Genomic DNA, 20,261 nt, shown 5'->3' on the forward strand with positions numbered 1-20,261 from the left:
AACAATTTATGAGTATAAGAATATTTTCCACCCTTCAATGTAATGTAAAATTAACAAGGAATCTTATTCCGTAAAAAAAGTTAATTATAAAAGAGTTAGAAGTGGTTATTTGAAGAAGTTAATATTATGTTTTTTATTGGCTATACTCTCTCTACATATGACAGGATGTTCTAATAATGTAACTACACTAAATGATAAATCTAATTGCATTCACAAAGCTTGGTACAAAAAAACTACGTTATGTAATAATTTAAAGAAACACTAAATAGTTGATGATAAAGCTCATAAAAAAACACTTTAAGTTGCCTTCCTCTTACTTGAACCATCTTAATTTTAATATGGAAGGAAAAGAAGTATAAAGTGTTAATAAGGATGCAGATTTCAAAATAGAAAGTACGTTAAGTAAACTTTCATTAAAAAATTCATATTAAGTAATACTATTTTAGAATCAAGTTTATAAAAAATATTAAGAGGTTTTATTGTACTATAAGTAGTTATTTAGCAATTATGTTTTTCGAAATATCCTTCTTTAATTATTTGTAATTTTTTTTCGTTTTTTGTTAATTCAAATATAAATAACGCTGTTTTCATGTTATCAGCAACTTCTTCTTTATTAGATTGTTCAAGCTTTAATAAATTCGAACCTTTTTCATAGTATAGTTCACCCAATAAGTATAAAGTATTTAGATTAATAGCTAATTTGATACCCTTATCAATGTATTTTTTTGCTTCTTCGTATTGATATGTGTAATTTAAACATTTTGCTAAATTATAAATAATTTTTAATTTAATTTCTTTATCTCTAGGAAAATCTAACTTATCAAAATTATTTAAACATCTTTTTAATATATTAATACTCTCTTTATATTCTTTATTTTCTGCATGAAATATAGCCATTGTCTGCATAATATCTATTTCTCTCTCTGTTAAAAAATCAATATTCGTTACAGTTATTTTTAATGCATTATTCAAAAGAGTTAAAGCTGTTTTTATTGAGTTATTCACACGATATATAGCAATTGCTTCATGCCATATTAGAAATTGTTTATCTTCTTTCATTCGAAAATTATTTAAGTTTTTTTCTTTTGTTACTATTTCATAAAGCTCTTTATATTGATGTTGTCTTATGCAGTCTTTCATTACACATTTTACATTTTCTATATATTTTAATTTTTTGTTTTGAGTTAGTGCAAATATATTATTCGGATCAATACCAAGCCTTTCTGATAATTGATATAACAATATGCTAGATGGATAAATCACACCTTTTTCAATCTTGCTAATTTGACTTTGTGAACATATTCCATGACACAATTCGGATTGTGATATATTTTTTTTAATTCTAAGTTCTTTAATGGTAATACCCAAATCGTAAAATTCCATTTTCGCTCCTCAAATATAACCCTTAATGAGTATAAAATTATTTTTCATCTTTTAATGTAATGTAAAATTAGTATAGTTGCAATTATTGTTTCTTCTATTGTTCTTTTCACTTCTTTGCTCAGATGCATTTCGAGGCGCGAGTCTTACTTCGCAGAAAAACAGGTTAAGGAGAAAGTCTTCTCTTTAACCTGATCCCCTATACTTATTAAGAGCAACGCCTTACCTTAAACTGAAGACGAGATACTAAAGAAAATCGTTACTCATTTCCGTCTCTTTTTAACCGCAATTAAAAAAGCAATAAACAATACGTTCACACCAACTATTAAGGAGATAAATAACCAATTCACACCTGTTTCTCTATTAACTTTATACACATTTGATTCTTCACGCTTTAAAACGAGATAAAACTTTCCATTTTCTTCTCTTATAATTTCATCTTCTAACAATCCTCTTAACTCTTGTTTTTCACCAATCGTACTTGCAGGTAAAGCAACTTTTTGCGTCTCTTTCGTATTATTAATCGCTACTAATGTGACTTCATCTTTATACTTTCTCTTTAGTACACTCATTCCATCTTTATCGTATAGAAGCTCAAACGTACCGCGGCGTAAAGATGGTCTCGCTTGTCTAAGCTCACCAAGTTTCGTTATGTGTTGCATAAACTTTTCATCTGATTTGAAGTCCATTAATCGTCTATTATCTGGCGTACCTCCTCCATCCAATGCAATTTCAGTTCCGTAATAAAAATTCGGAATACCTGGTGTTGTTAATAAATATGTAAGAGCTAGTTTCAAACGAGATGGTGGATAATTCATATTCTCTTTTGCAATACGAGCAAATCTTTTTGTATCTTGATTATCTAAAAATGTAGCGGCTGCTCCGTCTTTTTTACTCACATCATATAAAGGTTTCACCGATACGTCCGCTTTGGAAAACGCATCTACTATTTTTTCGTTGTATTCACTATCTTCTTTTGTCATAACTCGAAAATCTTTCTTTATCACTTGCATATCTTTTTGCACATCATCCCAAAAAGCAGGCGACTTTTTTTCACTATGTATTACATAACTTGCATCTAAATCAACTTCTTTGATCCACCATTTCATCGAGTCAATTACTTGTTGTTCGTTTTCTCCAAGTGGAAATTGAAATACAACTTTCATTCCTTTTGCATGAGCTTCTTGCACAAGTTCTTTCACATCATTTTCTGTTCCGAAATGTTCATTTACCTTCTGAAAATTGCGCACGTCTAACCCATCGTATTTTACACTTTCAAAAAGCGGCGAAAGCATAACAGTAGTAAATCCCATTTCTTTTATGTAATCCAGCCTTTTTATAATACCTCTTATATCTCCACCCTGATATCCTTCTAAATTGCCAACTTCTAACTGTTTGTCATTTTTCGGTTCCCCATTATTAAAACGATCAATCATAATGGAATATATAACTTCGTCTCGCCACTCTCTTTTTTCGTCTGCAAATGTATGTATTGGTACAAATAAAACGACAGCTAAACAAAAACAAATGAATAGTTTCCTAGTATGTATTTTCCCCACACGCATCCCCCATGTATTTTAATTGTAAGAATATTATACCAATTATCCGAACGAATCGCATACGTTGATTTCATTCTTATTAAATTACTCCATGTTAGATTTTCTAACATTACATATAAAGTTTTCTGAATTTTTAGTTGATTCTTCTCTTTATTTCGAATATGATATGAAACATAACAAATTGATGTTATTTTTTCTAACATTATAGGAGGAGAGAGAATGAATACAGGAGATACGGTTTTTATGTTTGTAGCGACAGTAATGGTCATGTTAATGACACCAGGATTAGCACTTTTTTATGGAGGTATGGTTCGCAGTAAAAACGTACTCAGTACGACAATGCATAGTTATAGCGCAATGGCTATCGTTTCGATTCAATGGATTGTAATTGGTTATTCTTTATCATTCGGACCCGATTGGCACGGACTTATCGGCACATTCAATTGGTTCGGTTTAAACGGAGTTACCTACGCACCAAATCCAGACTACTCATCTACTATTCCTCACAATTTATTTATGATGTTTCAACTCATGTTTGCTATTCTAACCCCCGCTCTAATTTCAGGAGCATTTGCCGAAAGAATGCGATTTTCAGCTTTCCTTATTTTCATCCTTCTATGGACAACAATCGTTTACAATCCTGTCGCTCATTGGGTATGGGGCGTTGGCGGATGGCTAAGAGAACTTGGCGCATTAGACTTCGCTGGCGGTAATGTCGTTCATATTACATCTGGCGTGGCTGGCCTCGTATTAGCTATTTTCCTTGGAAAACGAAAAAACATAAACGGTTCGTCTCCTCATCATTTACCATTTACGATGTTAGGCGCTGGGCTGCTATGGTTCGGCTGGTTCGGTTTTAACGTCGGAAGCGCATTATCTTTAAATGATGTAGCTTTAACTGCATTTATTAATACAAATATAGCTGCCGCTGCCTCCGCATTAACTTGGATGCTTTCAGAGTGGTTCTTCCAATCAAAACCGACCGCGATGGGAGCTGCTTGTGGCGCCGTTTCCGGTCTAGTCGCTATTACACCAGCTTGCGGGTTCGTTACACCTTTCTCAGCTCTTCTTATCGGAGCAATTGGCGGCGTATTATGCTTCGGAGCGGTCTTTTTCTTAAAAACAAAATTCGGATACGACGATACACTCGATGCATTTGGATGTCACGGCATCGGCGGAACTTGGGGCGGCATTGCGACAGGACTATTTGCAACTACTACCGTAAACAGCGATGGCGCTAACGGATTATTTTACGGAAACGCCGCGTTGCTGTTTAAACAACTTGTAGCAATCGGTGCAACATATGCGTTCACAATTATAATGACGTACGCGATTATTAAAGCAATTAACTTCTTCCTCCCTGTCCGGGTAGATGAGCACGAGGAACATATGGGACTTGATATTTCAATGCATGGGGAGAAAGCTTATGAGTATGTAGAAAAATCGGCTAATTAAAACGAAAAAGGTGTACTCCGTTCTAACACGGGGTACACCTTTTTCGTATATTCATAACGATACAATTATCCCAAACTATTGGTATATAAATATCTTTATCTATCTATTCATATAAACATCTTATCTTTTCATTAGTGCATTTAAAACGAGTTGTACCGCAACCGCATCATCTAAATAGCCGATTGGAAATATATAATCTGGGATTACATCGACCGATAATATAAAGTAAATGAGCGCACTTCCCATTAAAGCAAGTTCTGCAGTCGTTCCTTTCTTCTTCGAAAATCTCTCGTACAATTCTTTCAAATCATTAATAAATGGGCCGATACTGCTTACCTTTTGAATCTTTTCAAGAAACCCCTTTTCAATTGTTTCTTTCCCTTCTTCTGTTTGCGAATATTGTTCATAATTCGCTAACTGCTGCTCTACATTTGATATACTAAACTTTTGATCATATAGCTGAGCAGATTCAAGTAAGTGTTCAATATTATTAATGGAAACGTGAATATCAGATTGCTCCTCCTGTTTCGTGTCAATAGAATAACCTGCCGCTACAAACAAATCACCTACCGGAACATCAAGGCTCTCTGCGAACTTTTGCAAATGCTTCGGATTCGCCTTTCGCTTACCATTTACAATCATTGAAATTGTAGCGGTATCAATATTAGTGAGCGCACTAAGTTTTCGCATCGATAAAGACTTTTCCTTAAGTAATTTTTTCAACAACAATCCAAGATTACTTTTTTCATTATCTTGAGACATATCTCATTCCCCTTTATTCACGAGAATAACCATAGTTATTATATAAAAAATAACTACATCACTATACATTTTATATTAACAAATTTTTCTGACCATTTACAAGATAGAAGTCCCTTTATATGTTTACATTTTACAAACAAAAAAGCTATCTTCTATTCAAGATAGCTTTTTAAAATCATTTTAACCATTTCCGCAATAATACAAATACACTACCGCAAATTATATAAGAACTCACGAATATGACGATGGCCATAAAAAATGAATGATGTAGAGAAAAGGTTAGTATCATCAATAAGAAAGATACAAAGAATAAATCTAATAAAATAAAGTACCCTGAAGTTAAAACACTTTCTACTAACTGCAACTCCGACTCTAACTCCGAGTACTTTAGCCTTTTATACAGTAATCTCAATTTCACTCACCTTCTATGAATTAATCAAAAAATGCAGCAAACGCAATAACTAATAATAATGTTCCACTAATCAATGTACCAAACTGACCTAAAGTGAACTTACCGATACGAACGTGAGCAATCTTTCTCCCTAACGCAACTCCGCCCCATACTGTAATAAAACTACCCACTGCAGCGGCAATACAAATGGCAATTGGATTCAAACCGAACAACCCTGCTCCTAAACCATTCGTTAGTGCATTCGCAGACAAACCAATTCCAAGAAAAATAGACTCTACAAAACCGATTTCACCACATTTACCGATATTTTTCGTTAAACCATTTATTTCTGTACTTGCCACTTCTCCCTCAGTCTCTTGCACCGGAACTTTACGAGGAATTGCTAGTAAAATAATTCGGAGACCAATTATCACTAATAAGAACGAACCGATTACAACAGGCATAATCCCAGGTAAAATTTTTGACAGCCATAAGCCAAAATATATTCCTACTACACTAAATAAAAAACAAATTATCGAAATAATAAAGTTTGATAGATGACTAATTTTTATATTTCGAATGCCGTAAGAAATTCCTACTCCTAAGTTATCGATACTTGATGAAAATGTTAATGCCAATACCATTATCCACGCTGCCATTTCGTTCACCCCTTCATATTGTTGAACATTCCGGAAACTAACGTGACATACATAGTACGGAATATGGATAAGGGAGACAAAACTCCCTATATCCCTTCCAATTAACGGCCCTGTTTACAAACGTGGTAGCGTGAACCACTTCATTATATTCATGCGATTCACCTTTCCTTTTTCACGAACAGATCGAAAAATTTCTCCTGTAAAAGACCCCATTTTAGTAGCAATCTCTTTTTGCATCTCTTTATTTTCTGATGCTACCTTTACACTCAAGTCTAACGCCTGTTCAAAATGCTCTAACGCTTTTTCTAAATGGTAATCTACATTTTGTTCAACAACTTTATGCGTCATTTCTTACTTCCTCCTTTTCCTCAACCTTTGCAGCCGCTTCTATTACCTCTTGCTCTTCAGCATAATCATCTTCAACATAAGAAAGTTCTTTCTCAAATTGTTTTTGCATTCTATCCATTTTCGCTTCTACAATAATATCTTCTACTTCTTCTTTAATTGTTTCAAAAGTAGATTTCACAACTTTTGTACCTGATTCAGCAAGTGGACGAAGTGTATTTCTTACAACAGGTAATAAAGCGGCACTCGCTAACGCTAAAGTAGACCCAATAACAATTTTTCGTATCATCTTCATTACTCCTTTACACTGTTTTTAATAATGCTAGTTCATTAACTGCCAATTTTTTCGTATCATCATTCTTATATGAAACTAAATTAATAATAGGTTTTGAAATTTGAGATACTGTGCCCGCTACAAGAAGAACAGGTACCCATTGCATAAATGTCAATGGAACAGTATGGAATATACGAGCAAACGGCGGAACATATATAGCTGATAATAATACAAGCCAAGACGTTCCTAATGCTGTTACAAAGAAACGATCTTTTGACCAATCACGCATCGTTTCATCTGACCCTTCTTGTCTCCAAGAAAATGTTTGAATAAGTTGACCTGCAACTAATGCAGCAAATGCTGATGTTTGCGCTACCGCAAGAGGCACGCCAGCCGCTAAGCTCATACCGAATAAAGCAAGTGAACCTGCTCCAAGCAGTATGCCTCGCGTTACAACCTTTTTGTATAGCTCTTTATCAACAATATCTTGACGTTTCGTTTGCTTCGTTTTGTTTCCAGGATTTACAGCTAAAATCATCGCTGGTAAAGCATCTGTAATAAGATTCATTAATAAAATTTGAATTGGCACTAACGGAATGGGCATTCCTGCAATAACTGCTGCACTTGTCACTAATACTTCAGCTAAATTTCCCGTTAATAAACACCCAACCGCTTTTCGAATATTACCAATGATCGTTCTACCTTCTTTTACCCCTTCCACAATGGAACCGAAATGATCTTTTTTCAATATAAGATCGGCAGCCTCTTTCGTTACTTCTGTTCCCGTTTGCCCCATTGCAATACCGATGTTCGCTTTCTTTATAGCAGGCGTATCATTCACACCATCTCCAGTCATCGCAACAATTTGACCGTCAGCTTGATATGCAGTTACTATGCGTAATTTATGGGCTGGTGTTACTCGCGCAAACACAGACGTGTTTTTCACGATATTTTCCAACTCTTCATCTGTTAAATTATCAATTTCTATCCCTGTTAAAACACGATCATCACGATTCCAAATGCCAGTCTGCTTCGCAATAGAGATCGCCGTAGTCGGATGATCCCCAGTAATCATGACTGGTTTTACACCAAGTTCAATCGCTTCACGAATACTCTCTTCCACTTCAGGTTTCGGCGGATCAATCATACCAACTAATCCAACAAAAATAAGGTCATCATTTTCACCATTACTATACGCAAACGCTAATACTCGCAGCGCCTGTTCTGCAAAACCTTCATTTTGTTGTAAAATCACTTCTTTTTCCTCATCACATAACGGATAGATTTCGCCATTATGTTGATACCATTTACATCTAGTAAGAATCGCCTCTACAGACCCTTTCGAAAACTTATAGATTGATTCATTTTCCTTACAAACGACACTCATAATTTTCGTCTCAGAGTCAAACGGTTCTTCATGATGTCGTTCAAATGATTTCATATCTTCATGTGACACCCCCACTTTAGAGGCCAAACTTAACAAAGCTCCTTCAGTCGGGTCACCTTTCACAATCCACTGATCCTCCTCTTGTTCTAATTTACTATTATTACAAAGAACACTAATTTGCAGAACGCGAACTAAATCCGGATGTTCTAATGGTGTATTTTCACTTTCATGATAAGTCACTTCTTCTACTTCCATCTCTACAGCAGCAGCGACTTTAGATGACGTTACATCCGAAATCTTACCAACTGGTTCATATCCGTCACCAGATACACTCCATACACGATTTGGCGTAGCGATCACTTTAACCGTCATTTCGTTCTTCGTAAGAGTACCTGTTTTATCAGAGCAAATAACCGTTGTTCTACCCAACGTTTCTAAACTGGAAAGCTTCCGAACGAGCGCATTTTGCTTCTGCATACGGAATATCCCTGCGCTTAAAGCGATTGTAATCATAATCGGCAAACCTTCTGGAACAGCTGATGCTGTAAGGGCAACCGATGTTGTAATCATTTGCGTAATTGGTAAACCACGTAGTAACCCCGCTACAAGTACAATACCACCAGCTACAAAAGCCCCTTTAATAAACGTTTTACTAATAGACGTCACCTTTTGCTGGAGTGGTGTAGGTTCTGTTTCTTCTCCTTTCATCAAGGAAATCATATAGCCCATTTCTGTATTCATCCCTGTTTCCACTACTATAGCTTTCGCCTTACCGCGCGTTACAGACGTACCCATAAAGAGCATATTATTCCGCTCCGCTAACGAACATTCTTCTCCTATAGCATCCACTTTCTTCTCAACAGGTAGAGACTCCCCCGTTAACATTGCTTCATTCACTTCCAAATTCCAAGAATGTATAGTACGAAGATCAGCAGGTACACGGTCTCCAGCCTGCAGGCAAACAATATCACCGGGAACAAGCTCACTACTTGCTATTTCTACTTCTTCCCCTTCTCGAAGTACTATACAATTCGGCGCACGGAATTGATTTAAAGCTTCCACTACTTTTTCGGCCTTCCGCTCTTGAAGGGTTCCAATTACCGCATTGACAACGAGGATTATGCCCATTGCTAATCCGTCAAACACACCGCCTGATAATACAGACAATCCAGCTGCTCCAAGTAAAATAAGCGATGTAAACTCTTTAAATTGGCCCATAAATGAAACAACCCAAGGAACAGACTGCTTCGGTTCAATTGTATTCACCCCATACTTTTTTTGTCGCACTTGCACTTCTTGCTCACTTAATCCTCGCTGTTTCTCCACTTGTAAATCATTTATTACATCTTCTTGCGAGAGTGTATACCATTTAGTAGAAGGTTCTCTCACTGACGAGTCGTTCTTATTCCCTATCTCTTTATTAGAAAAAATCTTCTCACTCACCCGCTTTGCTCTAGATAAAAATGTTAAAGATAGAGCATTCGCCATTAAAGCGATGACAGGTGCAGTAAATATAGACCAAACAGCCAACATCTCTCCAGCAATATTCCACATTTTTGCTACTCGAAAATGTTCCTTCACTAGCATATCTATTCGTTTTGCATACGCTATTGATTGGAAAATATTTTTCATTTCATAGTGAGCTACTGACGGAAATTCAATCTTTTCCTCACATACAAATAACACTTCTTCCCCATTCAAACGGATACGCTCTACACGTTCTACAACATCGCTATGTCGCCAGCTTGTATCTATACCGTATTGCGTAAGAACATCCTCATTTATATTTAAACTATTTCCCATAACAGCTATTGCCCATTTATTTTCGTTTAACTTATGAAAGATATGTGCAAACTCAGGAACAATTGTTATTTTTGATCCAACTAACAATCCGAGGCATTTTTGACCCTTTGCTACAAACTGAATGTTAAACCCTTCTTTGCTTAGTCTCTTCGCTTCTAACTCATATAGGCTTATATCTACACCATTTCGTTCTGCAAATTCTTTACTACCGACAAAAGATGGCATACCTTGTATTTCACCTTTTATCCCTTCATCATCAGCTTCAACTTCAAAAGCTTTCCTTAACGTTTTTCTTGTTTGCTTCGCTCGTTGCACAACCTCATCTTTCCAATCATGCTCACTTTTCTCTAGTAACGAAGCTGCCGTGCACAAAACTTGCCCTTCATCTTCTGAAACGCAGCTAATCTCCGCTTCTTCATTACGGAATATACGAGACACATCGTCAAATACGACCGTTCTCGTTCGAGACAATTGAGATAATGACCCTTCATTTGGAATAACGTATCCTCTTTCTCGCGCAACGAGATCCCCTTGTCGCCACGCATACTCAGCAGATGAAACAGCAGGTTTTGGATTCGCAGCTAATAAAACCGCCATTCCGCGTAACGGATTTCTCGTAAATGCCCATGTTGCTCCGCCAAAAAGCATACCCCATTTCGATTGTCTTTCACTGTATGCTTTAATCTCCGGGGATAACATCCTTTCTTTGTACGAATCTGTTTCTTCATTTATATTCGCCTGACTACGCTTCCAATTTAAATAGTTTAATAGACTAAGTCCCGCTAATACGATAATATTTTCTCGCGCAAGTGCTAGCGCTAGCGTTCCTATGCCAAGCACTAAATCAGAATTCACTTTTTTGCTAGCAACCATTTTTTTGAATCCTCGTTTAAGAAACGGATATCCTGTTACAACGGATAAAGCACCCGATACATAAAAAAGCCCTGGACTTCTAGCTAAAGCTGACCTTCCCATAAATAATTGCTTTATACCAAATGCACCTAATCCAGCAACAGAAAGCGCTAACGGTAACGGGACACCTTCACCTTTTTTCTCGTAAGAAATTACACTAGATGAAGAATCTTCTACTTTCTTCGTTTCTTCCATATTATTAAGGTTATTATTTTTTGTAATTTGTTCTTCTAGGAGTTTAATTATTTCACAAATTGTATGTAGAGAGGTCTTGTTGATATCGTAAGTAATAAGGGCTCTTCCCGTAGAAATAGAGGGACTTACTTGATAAATACCTTCCACGTCACGAAAACGTTCTACTATCAAGTTCGCCATATTTGTATTGTATTTCAGTTTATATATTTCAATTCGAATTCTTCCAGGTAACGATCGTATAAATCTCGTTTTCAATGATTTACTCTGCATCATCATCCTCCTTATTCTTGTAAATGAAATAACATCACTTACTATTTAAGGAGTAACAGGTAGGCTTTCATAATCTACACTCTCATTCGAATGATATGCATTTACACGAGATGCCCATTTTTCCTGGAATTTAGAAATTGTAATCGGCACTGCTTCTACCGCTCCGATAATCGGTGATACTGTTTTTACCGCCGCTTTTCGTGCCGCTTCTTTAACTTTCGGCAGAGCTTCTTCCATTTCTGAACCAGCACTTTTTATTTGTTCTTTTGCCCCGAGAAAAGCAGATACTGTTTTTACCGCTAATTTTCTTAACCCCGTTCTCGCTTTCGGTGACGCCAATATAACTGCTGCTACCCCAACAGCTATACCGATTGGTGATTTCATAAATCGAAACATGTACATTTCTCCTCACTTCATTATTTTTGAGTCTGTAAACTGAATCAATCCTATCCAAGCTAAGTAAACGTGTAATCCATTTTGTCACATCCTTTTTTTGTAAAAAGTATATATCGAGTATATATTTTCATTTGCATTATTTCAACAATTTATTAGTTTTTTGTAAATTTTATGTTAATTCAGAAAAATGTTTTGTGAACTTTTCTATTCTTATGCAAGTATACAGGTAATATATTCCACATTATTCTTGCTCAATTATTGAGATTATATTGAGAATTCGTTTTATTTTTTTACAAATCACAAACTAAGACATGCACTTTTACAAAACAAATTTTATATACTATAAAAAATGCCTCAGGGAGTGATTTTCATGAGCTTATCCTATTGGAAATACGCAATTCTTAATCATATCACTACAAATTTCCGCACCTTCTTATTTAATATCATTGTCGCTATTTTAGGTGAAATCGCACTTTTCCTCGTCCTCAGTTTTGTCCCAAAAAGATTTCATAAATTTTTCGCATAAAAAGGCCTGAGTTCCTATCTATTGTAGAACTCAGGCTGCTTAGCTTTATTGAATGTAGGGGAACCTTTACATATTGTTTATATTCGCATCTTGAAATACCCCATCTAGTATTTGGTAGAATATATCGGCGATTCTTCGGATATATCGACGATTTTTCAAATATATCAGCGATTATTTCAATATATCGACGTTTCGACACAGGATATCGATTTACCAGCAAATTTCGACATGACTTAAACGTAAAATACCCCGTGTCACTCACGAATCACCATACTTACTTTTATTCAAACTTAATATAATAAGAAATGCAATCGCTATTACAGCTAAAAAACGAACTGGATTAAACGGTGTTCCTACCGTTTCATTAAAACGATGATAAATAAAAGGGATCATCTCAAGTACCATTAGCCCCATTGCAATTTGAAACGTCTCAGCCATCGCTTTGTTTTTTATAAATACAGCACGCTCATCACCTTGTTTCCCAATCGCTATAAACATCTTTATAATAGCAAACACTACAAATAAAAAGACACTTAACGCAATAATAAAAATCAAAACATCCATCAAAATACACCTCTTATATGTAAAACTTATTTGACAAGAGTATAACACCTTTTACCCATCATGTAAAATATCTTTTACACAAAAAAAGACGACCGTTTAACAGTCGTCTTTTCCAATTTATTTCGGAGCATTTCCTACATATTGCGTAATATCAACATTTAATGATTGCGCTAAACGCATACCGTACTCTTGATCTGCACGGAAGAAGTTACAAACAGCTAGTAATTTCGTGCGTTCATTTACGTCTTTTAAGTCATTTGTTAAGTTTGCAATTAAGTTGTCTTGCTCTTCTTTAGAGAATGAACGGTAACGCTCACCAGCTTGTTTGAAGTCATTTGGTTTGTCAATTTTCTCACGAGATACATAGCCTTCTACTTTCATAGTTGAATCACGGTAAGCTGGGTCTTCAACTGGATTTTCAGCATGACGGCTCGGCTCGTAGTTGATTGTAGATGGGTTTTGATTGATTTGCATTGCACCATCACGTTGTTGGTTATGAACAGCTGCATATGGGCAGTTTACAGGAATTTGTAAGTAGTTTGCACCAAGGCGATAACGCTGTGTATCTGGATAAGAGAATAAACGACCTTGTAATAATTTATCTTCAGATGGTTCAATACCATTTACAGTTGCACTTGGAGAGAACGCCACTTGTTCTACTTCAGCAAAGAAGTTTTTCGGGTTACGATTTAACGTCATTGTCCCTACTTCCATTAATGGAAAACGATCTTCTGGCCAAACTTTCGTTGGATCTAACGGATCGAAATCTAAAGAATCCGTTTCTTCTAGTTGCATCACTTGTACGTGTAAATCCCACTTCGGATAATTTCCTTTTTCGATTGCATCGAATAAGTCACGAGTTGCATGGTTGAAGTCTTTTCCTTGTACTTCTTGCACTTCTTTTGCACTTAAGTTACGTACACCTTGCTGTGGTTTCCAGTGATATTTAATGTAGACAATTTTACCTTCTGCATTAATCCATTTAAATGAATGTACACCGAAACCTTCCATTTCACGATAGCTCGCTGGTGTACCGTAATCAGAAAATACCCATGTCATCATATGTGTAGATTCTGGACTTAACGTCATGAAATCCCAGTAACGATCTGGTGTTTGAATATTTGTATCAGGTGCTGGTTTTAAAGAATGCACCATATCAGGGAATTTAATTGCATCACGAATGAAGAAGACCGGTAAATGATTACCTACGATATCATAGTTTCCTTCTTCTGTATAAAATTTAACAGCGAACCCACGTGGATCACGAGCTGTTTCTGGAGAACCTTGACCATGAATAACCGTTGAAAAACGAACAAATACAGGCGTTTCAGTTCCTTCATTTTGTAAAAATGCTGCTTTCGTATATTGCTTCATGCTATTTTTCGTAACGAATACACCATGAGCACCTGCACCACGTGCGTGCACAACACGCTCTGGAATACGTTCACGATCAAAGTGAGCCAATTTTTCTACTAAATGATAGTCTTCTAATAATACCGGTCCACGGCGACCAGCTGTACGAGAATTTTGGTTGTCTCCAACCGGAGCACCTTGGTTTGTTGTTAAACGATTATTTGGATTCATCTAGGGGGATCCTCCTCTTTCTTTCATAGTAATTATTATTTATTTAAAATTATTATAATCTAATTATTATTCAAAACTAAATCTTTGTCAACTACTTCTTTCATTTTTTTGGAAACAATTTCAGTTAAGCAATCGATAAATATAGATTGTGAATTTGGCATATTCGGTCTAAAATACGCAGCATTTATTTCATCCGTTACAACTCTACACTCGTAATCGTTGTCATATAAAACTTCTAGATGCTCTGCGACAAAGCCAACTGGGCAATATATGAAAGATTCATATCTATGCTCCTCAAATAAATCTCTCGTTAAATCTTGCACATCCGGTCCAATCCATGGATCAGGTGTATTTCCGGCACTTTGCCAACCTATTGTATAATTTTGAATGTTTGCAGCTGCTGCAATTAAATCCGCCGTATGCTGCAATTGCTTCACATAAGGATCACCCGCCGCAATAATTTTCTCTGGTAAACTATGCGCAGAAAAAATGACAACTGCTTTTTCTTTATCTTCAATCTTTGTAAATGTTTCTTTTATTTGATCTGCCCAATACGAAATAAATTTTGGTTCATCATACCATTGTTCAATTGGTTCAATAACAGGACCACCAATTTCTTCCGAAAGACGAATAGCACGGTCATTATACGCTTTAATGCTAAATGTAGAATAATGCGGTGCTAATACGATACTAATCGCCTGCTCAATCCCATCACGCTTCATCTCTTCTACTGCATCTTCTATAAATGGGGCTATATGTTTTAATCCTAAGTAACAATTAAATTCATACTCTGTAAATATATTATTCATTGAATCTGTTAATTTATGCGCTTGCTCTTTCGTAATTTTTGCAAGTGGTGAAATTCCGCCAATCGCTTTATAACGCCCAATTAAATCTTGGAGTGCTTCTTCAGAAGGTTTGCGCCCGTGGCGAATATGTGTGTAGTACGCTTCTACATCCTCTAATGATTCTGGCGTTCCATATGCCATTACGAGTAAACCTATTTTTTTCTTTGCCATCTATATAACACCTCAATTTTATAAAGTGAAACTTTAATCAGTGGGGGTTCTTCATCCCCCACTGATTATTAGTTGAACCAATCGGACTTTTATGGGCAGCCCGACCCCCACCTAACTTCTTTGCTTTCGCTGAATTTTGAGGTGGGGGTCTTACTGCCCATTAAAGCGGGATAAATGAGAATCTTTTTCAAGAACATTTGTTTCCAATTATAACAACTAATAATAAGTACGTCAAAATAATTATTCTAAATAAGTATTTTTTATAATATGATTTTGAATTTTATATGACAATTTCTTTAATAAAAAGCGACTTACATATAAAGTAAGTCGCTTTTCTTCTATTCTTTAATATTTACCCCGTATTCTTTAAACCAAACATGAATTTGCGCTAAATGAGCTAAAAGCTGAGGCCCAGTCATTAATTGACCGAACCAAGGTGTTTGAAATGCGCTGCCGCCTGACTCAATTAATCCGCTCAGCTGTTCTTTATCAAATAGTTCGTGTAAAATCGAGCCTTTATCCGTTAATAAATCTTGTAGCCACACCGTTACTGCTTTCGTATAGTGCGGATTATGCGTTTTCGGATACGGGCTCTTCTTTCTATATAAGATGTCATTTGGAAGTAATCCTTCTAGTGCTTTACGCAATAGACCTTTTTCGCGATTTTTATACATTTTCATTTCCCAAGGAATATTCCACGCATATTCGACAAGTCGGTGATCCGCAAATGGAACGCGTACTTCTAAGCTTGCGCCCATACTCATACGGTCTTTTCTGTCTAATAATGTTGTCATAAACCATACCATATTTAAATAAAATAATTGTCTTCTCTTTGCTTCAATTGGGCTTTCTCCCTCTAAAATAGGAACTTCTTGAATGGACTCTTCATAGCGCCTTTGTACATATTGTTGTAAATTTAATTTATTTCTCCATTCTTTCTTTAGCAATTGTTCACGTGCTTCTGTAGAACGCATCCACGGAAATGCACTCGATTGTAAATCATCCTCTCTATAAAACCACGGATAACCACCAAATATTTCATCTGCACATTCCCCAGATAAACCGACGACAAAATCTTGTTTAATTTCACGACAAAACCATAATAATGACGAATCAATATCTGCCATACCAGGCAAATCACGAACGAGTACAGCTTCTGTTAAATACTGCGCCAATTGTTCATTTGAAATGACGCATCGATGATGAATCGTTTGAAACGTCTCCGTCATCAAATGAATAAATGGTGCATCTGAATTTGGCTGGAATGCATTCGCTTTAAAATATTTGTCATTATCTTCATAATCAATCGAATATGTGTGTAATTGCCCTTTTCCTGATCTTTCGTATTCTTTCGCAGCAATTGCTGTAATCGCACTCGAATCTACACCACCAGATAGAAAAGTGCACAGTGGTACATCAGAAACGAGCTGCCTTGTAATCGCATCTTGTAATAAAAAGCGTGTTTTCTCTACTGTTTCTTCAAAGGAGTCTTCGTGCTTTTTACTTTCTACATTCCAATATCTCCATATACATAAACCGTTCTTTGAAAATGTCATCGCATGACCTGGACGTAATTCTTTTATACCAGCATATATACCGTGACCAGGCGTTCTAGATGGTCCAAGGCCGAATATTTCGGATAATCCTTCTAACGTCACTTCCGCCTTCACATCTGGGTGCGCCAATATCGCTTTTAACTCTGAACCAAATAGTAATCGCCCACTATCATATTTATAAAATAGTGGTTTTACACCTAATCGATCACGCGCGATAAACACTTGTTCTTTCTGTTCATCCCATACGGCAAACGCATATATACCGTTTAAATGATCGACACATTCTTCTTTCCATTCCATATACGACGCTAATAGTACTTCCGTATCAGAATGACCTTTGAACGTATATCCCCTTCTTAATAGTTCCTTTCGAATATCTTCCGTATTATACAGTTCACCGTTATAGCAAATTGCATAATTCGTTTCACCTTTTAAACAAGTCATCGGTTGTTTCCCACCTTCAGGATCAACAACGATTAACCGTTTATGTCCAAATGCAACATTGCCTTTAATCCAAACTTTATTATCATCTGGACCACGCTTCGCTAACGTCTCAGCCATCTTCGTAACGACGTCCCGTTCTCCTTCTAATGAGCGTTTATAATCCACCCATCCTGTAATCCCGCACATATAAATCATCCTTCCATCTTATTTCTTTTCTTGAACGTGCAGTAATCCCCACCCTAAGAGTGCGGATTTAAAAATAAAAAAATTGCCGATAACCTACTATCCACATATGGAATAGCATCTTCACTCAGTAAAACGTGTTTTATTGTATGCCCACCTATGTGTAGATGTGTCTAGTTATAAAGAACGCATGAACTGTCTATAACAGAAATAACTACTTTTCATAAAGGAGAAATCGTGTATGATACAACGTAACCATATTTTATATAACCAACCTCGCGCTCATACAGTCGGTAATGTAGAATATATAAACAATGAATGGGTATTCTTTGATGATGAAAATGAGGAAGCATTTTTATTAGAAGATATTGCCGGTGATGGCTTTGAAATTTTATATAATAACAACTGGCTACCAGCTCGTTTCTATGAACAAGATATATTACAAGTCGCCAACGAACAGCACCACCTGCAAAACGGGGAAATGATACGAATTCGAAAAAAATTACTCCTTAGCTATACGGAATGGCTTGAGGAATTACCTGACTCTGTCTTTTCCTTATTAACAGAGGCATTGCAATCACTTCATTACTCTTTATATGATTGTATGTATTGTCATAATTATTTATCCTTTTTACCGAAAGAGGAGGCATGCGAAGGAGTAAATATTCTTTTGTTTGATAACGAAGAGATGATTTGTACACTACAGCACCATTTCGTTCGTCACGCTACATCAAATAAAAATATGTTTCGTTTTACAAAAGTGAACGGAGAAGAGTTGCATATCGATGCGACATAAAATAAAAAACCACCTTATCTCCCAAGTCTTTGAGATTATAAGGTGGTTTTATTTTCTTTATTAGAATACTTTCCAACCAATCGGTAATTTCAGTCCTAGATAAATTACCGCTACTAGCGCGACAATAAATAAGCCCCAAACCGCCCCTGTTGGTTTGTTTTTGCTCATTTTTACAAGAACCATTTCCATTCCACCGATTACTAATATACCAGCTAACATTTTTAAACCGTACCACATGTGCATGCTACCTGTTGCTGTTTTCACAATACTCATGTACAACATGAATCCCGTCACAATAATGAAGATATACATTAGGCGAAGCCCCATATGTACACCTTTACCTTTTCTTCCTGCTGAATAAAGTGAATACGCAACGAAGAATAAAATTAAACCTAACGCCCATGCTGTAATATGCATATGTACCATCGTATCCCTTGCCTCCTCTTTTCACACTTTTTCATTCTATATGATAACATGTTCATTTATTTTCAGGAAATGTTTCGCTTTTTTACATTTAAATGCTATAATATTTAGAGTATTTACAAACTTCTTGTAATAACAAAAGGGGGAACAATCATGATTCAAACTAAGGATATTATCGAACTTACAGACACATACGGGGCAAATAACTATCACCCACTTCCAATCGTTATTTCTAAAGCAGAAGGCGTTTGGGTAGAAGATCCTGAAGGAAACCGCTATATGGACTTATTAAGTGCATATTCTGCAGTAAACCAAGGTCATCGTCACCCAAAAATTATTAACGCTTTAATTGACCAAGCTAATCGTGTTACGTTAACTTCTCGTGCTTTCCATAGCGATCAATTAGGTCCTTGGTACGAAAAAGTTGCGAAACTAACTAATAAAGAAATGGTACTTCCAATGAATACAGGTGCAGAAGCTGTTGAAACTGCAATTAAAACAGCTCGCCGATGGGCTTATGATGTGAAGAAAGTAGAAGCAAACCGTGCTGAAATTATCGTTTGTGAAGATAACTTCCACGGACGTACGATGGGTGCTGTTTCTATGTCTTCAAACGAAGAGTACAAGCGTGGATTCGGTCCAATGCTTCCTGGCATCGTTGTAATTCCTTACGGTGATTTAGAAGCGTTAAAAGCTGCTATTACACCAAACACAGCTGCATTCATTTTAGAGCCAATCCAAGGTGAAGCAGGAATTAACATCCCACCAGCTGGTTTCTTAAAAGAAGCTCTTGAAGTATGTAAAAAAGAAAACGTTTTATTCGTAGCAGATGAAATCCAAACTGGCTTAGGTCGTACTGGTAAAGTATTTGCTTGTGACTGGGACGGTGTAACTCCTGACATGTACATACTTGGTAAAGCACTTGGCGGCGGCGTATTCCCAATCTCTTGCGTTGCAGCAAACCGCGACATTTTAGGTGTATTTGAGCCAGGTTCTCACGGTTCTACATTCGGTGGTAATCCACTTGCATGTGCTGTTTCTATCGCAGCTCTTGAAGTGTTAGAAGAAGAAAAATTAACAGAGCGCTCTCTTCAATTAGGTGAAAAATTAGTTGGACAATTAAAAGAAATTGATAACCCAATGATTACTGAAGTTCGTGGTAAAGGCTTATTTATCGGTATCGAATTAAACGAGCCAGCTCGTCCTTACTGTGAACAACTAAAAGCAGCGGGTCTATTATGTAAAGAAACACACGAAAACGTAATTCGTATCGCACCACCTCTAGTAATCTCTGAAGAAGATTTAGAGTGGGCATTCCAAAAAATTAAAGCTGTATTATCGTAATAATAGAGAGGTTGTCCTACATGTTGGGACAACC

General features: G+C 36.3%; 17 protein-coding genes. 3 read left to right on the forward strand and 14 right to left on the reverse strand.

Annotation, left to right across the window (positions count from 1 at the left end; all coding sequences use genetic code 11):
- Window positions 1-498: 498 nt before the first annotated feature.
- Window positions 499-1,383, reverse strand: coding sequence for a helix-turn-helix domain-containing protein (locus LMD38_RS20610; RefSeq protein ID WP_000397884.1), 885 nt, complete (start codon window positions 1,381-1,383; stop codon window positions 499-501).
- A gap of 260 nt (window positions 1,384-1,643) precedes the next feature.
- Entirely contained in the window at window positions 1,644-2,945 is a 1,302-nt protein-coding gene (locus tag LMD38_RS20615) for an alpha-amylase family glycosyl hydrolase (protein ID WP_049112534.1), read from the reverse strand.
- A gap of 213 nt (window positions 2,946-3,158) precedes the next feature.
- Between LMD38_RS20615 and LMD38_RS20620 the strand changes: the two genes are divergently transcribed.
- Window positions 3,159-4,394 (forward strand): ammonium transporter, encoded by a 1,236-nt coding sequence (locus LMD38_RS20620; protein ID WP_001091649.1) that lies wholly within the window; start codon window positions 3,159-3,161, stop codon window positions 4,392-4,394.
- A 120-nt stretch (window positions 4,395-4,514) separates the two neighbouring features.
- On the opposite strand, the gene LMD38_RS20625 is transcribed toward LMD38_RS20620, so the two are convergent.
- From LMD38_RS20625 to asnB, 11 genes are all read right to left on the reverse strand, one after another.
- Window positions 4,515-5,156: a helix-turn-helix domain-containing protein gene (locus LMD38_RS20625; RefSeq protein ID WP_049112533.1), complete on the reverse strand. Its 642-nt coding sequence runs from the start codon at window positions 5,154-5,156 to the stop codon at window positions 4,515-4,517.
- 175 nt (window positions 5,157-5,331) lie between these two features.
- Window positions 5,332-5,568 carry a hypothetical protein gene (locus LMD38_RS28745; RefSeq protein ID WP_071713437.1) on the reverse strand — a complete coding sequence of 79 codons (237 nt, stop codon included), beginning with the start codon at window positions 5,566-5,568 and terminating at the stop codon, window positions 5,332-5,334.
- Window positions 5,569-5,588: 20 nt separating this feature from the next.
- Window positions 5,589-6,269, reverse strand: a complete 681-nt coding sequence (gene ytaF, locus LMD38_RS20630; RefSeq protein WP_228920378.1) for a sporulation membrane protein YtaF — start codon at window positions 6,267-6,269, stop codon at window positions 5,589-5,591.
- A gap of 51 nt (window positions 6,270-6,320) precedes the next feature.
- The gene (locus tag LMD38_RS20635) at window positions 6,321-6,554 is read right to left on the reverse strand and encodes a hypothetical protein (protein WP_000149057.1); all 234 of its coding nucleotides are present in this window, start codon (window positions 6,552-6,554) and stop codon (window positions 6,321-6,323) included.
- Window positions 6,544-6,840 (reverse strand): hypothetical protein, encoded by a 297-nt coding sequence (locus tag LMD38_RS20640; RefSeq protein ID WP_000619722.1) that lies wholly within the window; start codon window positions 6,838-6,840, stop codon window positions 6,544-6,546. Before LMD38_RS20640 ends, LMD38_RS20635 begins: the two co-directional genes overlap by 11 nt.
- Before the next feature lie 13 nt (window positions 6,841-6,853).
- Entirely contained in the window at window positions 6,854-11,392 is a 4,539-nt protein-coding gene (locus LMD38_RS20645) for a cation-translocating P-type ATPase (RefSeq protein ID WP_062822690.1), read from the reverse strand.
- A gap of 45 nt (window positions 11,393-11,437) precedes the next feature.
- Window positions 11,438-11,788, reverse strand: coding sequence for a YtxH domain-containing protein (locus LMD38_RS20650; RefSeq protein WP_062822691.1), 351 nt, complete (start codon window positions 11,786-11,788; stop codon window positions 11,438-11,440).
- Between the two features lie 784 nt (window positions 11,789-12,572).
- On the reverse strand, window positions 12,573-12,878 hold the full coding sequence (locus tag LMD38_RS20655; RefSeq protein ID WP_000382768.1) for a hypothetical protein: 306 nt from the start codon (window positions 12,876-12,878) through the stop codon (window positions 12,573-12,575).
- Window positions 12,879-12,995: 117 nt separating this feature from the next.
- Window positions 12,996-14,462 (reverse strand): catalase KatB, encoded by a 1,467-nt coding sequence (katB, locus tag LMD38_RS20660; protein WP_001069174.1) that lies wholly within the window; start codon window positions 14,460-14,462, stop codon window positions 12,996-12,998.
- A 59-nt stretch (window positions 14,463-14,521) separates the two neighbouring features.
- The gene (gene hemH, locus LMD38_RS20665) at window positions 14,522-15,481 is read right to left on the reverse strand and encodes a ferrochelatase (protein ID WP_001075098.1); all 960 of its coding nucleotides are present in this window, start codon (window positions 15,479-15,481) and stop codon (window positions 14,522-14,524) included.
- Window positions 15,482-15,819: 338 nt separating this feature from the next.
- Window positions 15,820-17,667: an asparagine synthase (glutamine-hydrolyzing) gene (asnB, locus tag LMD38_RS20670; RefSeq protein ID WP_000334012.1), complete on the reverse strand. Its 1,848-nt coding sequence runs from the start codon at window positions 17,665-17,667 to the stop codon at window positions 15,820-15,822.
- 238 nt (window positions 17,668-17,905) lie between these two features.
- Here asnB and LMD38_RS20675 point away from each other — a divergent pair, with 238 nt between their 5' ends.
- Window positions 17,906-18,460 (forward strand): DUF2777 domain-containing protein, encoded by a 555-nt coding sequence (locus tag LMD38_RS20675; protein ID WP_061183248.1) that lies wholly within the window; start codon window positions 17,906-17,908, stop codon window positions 18,458-18,460.
- A 60-nt stretch (window positions 18,461-18,520) separates the two neighbouring features.
- Here the strand turns inward: LMD38_RS20675 and LMD38_RS20680 are convergent, their stop codons facing one another.
- Window positions 18,521-18,886 carry a YisL family protein gene (locus LMD38_RS20680; protein WP_000233489.1) on the reverse strand — a complete coding sequence of 122 codons (366 nt, stop codon included), beginning with the start codon at window positions 18,884-18,886 and terminating at the stop codon, window positions 18,521-18,523.
- Window positions 18,887-19,036: 150 nt separating this feature from the next.
- On the opposite strand from LMD38_RS20680, the gene rocD reads away from it, so the two are divergent.
- Window positions 19,037-20,227 carry an ornithine aminotransferase gene (gene rocD / locus LMD38_RS20685; protein ID WP_000616655.1) on the forward strand — a complete coding sequence of 397 codons (1,191 nt, stop codon included), beginning with the start codon at window positions 19,037-19,039 and terminating at the stop codon, window positions 20,225-20,227.
- Window positions 20,228-20,261 lie beyond the last annotated feature (34 nt).

Origin of the sequence: Bacillus pacificus, assembly GCF_020861345.1 — a bacterium.
In the GTDB taxonomy this organism is placed as follows: Bacteria; Bacillota; Bacilli; order Bacillales; family Bacillaceae_G; genus Bacillus_A; species Bacillus_A pacificus.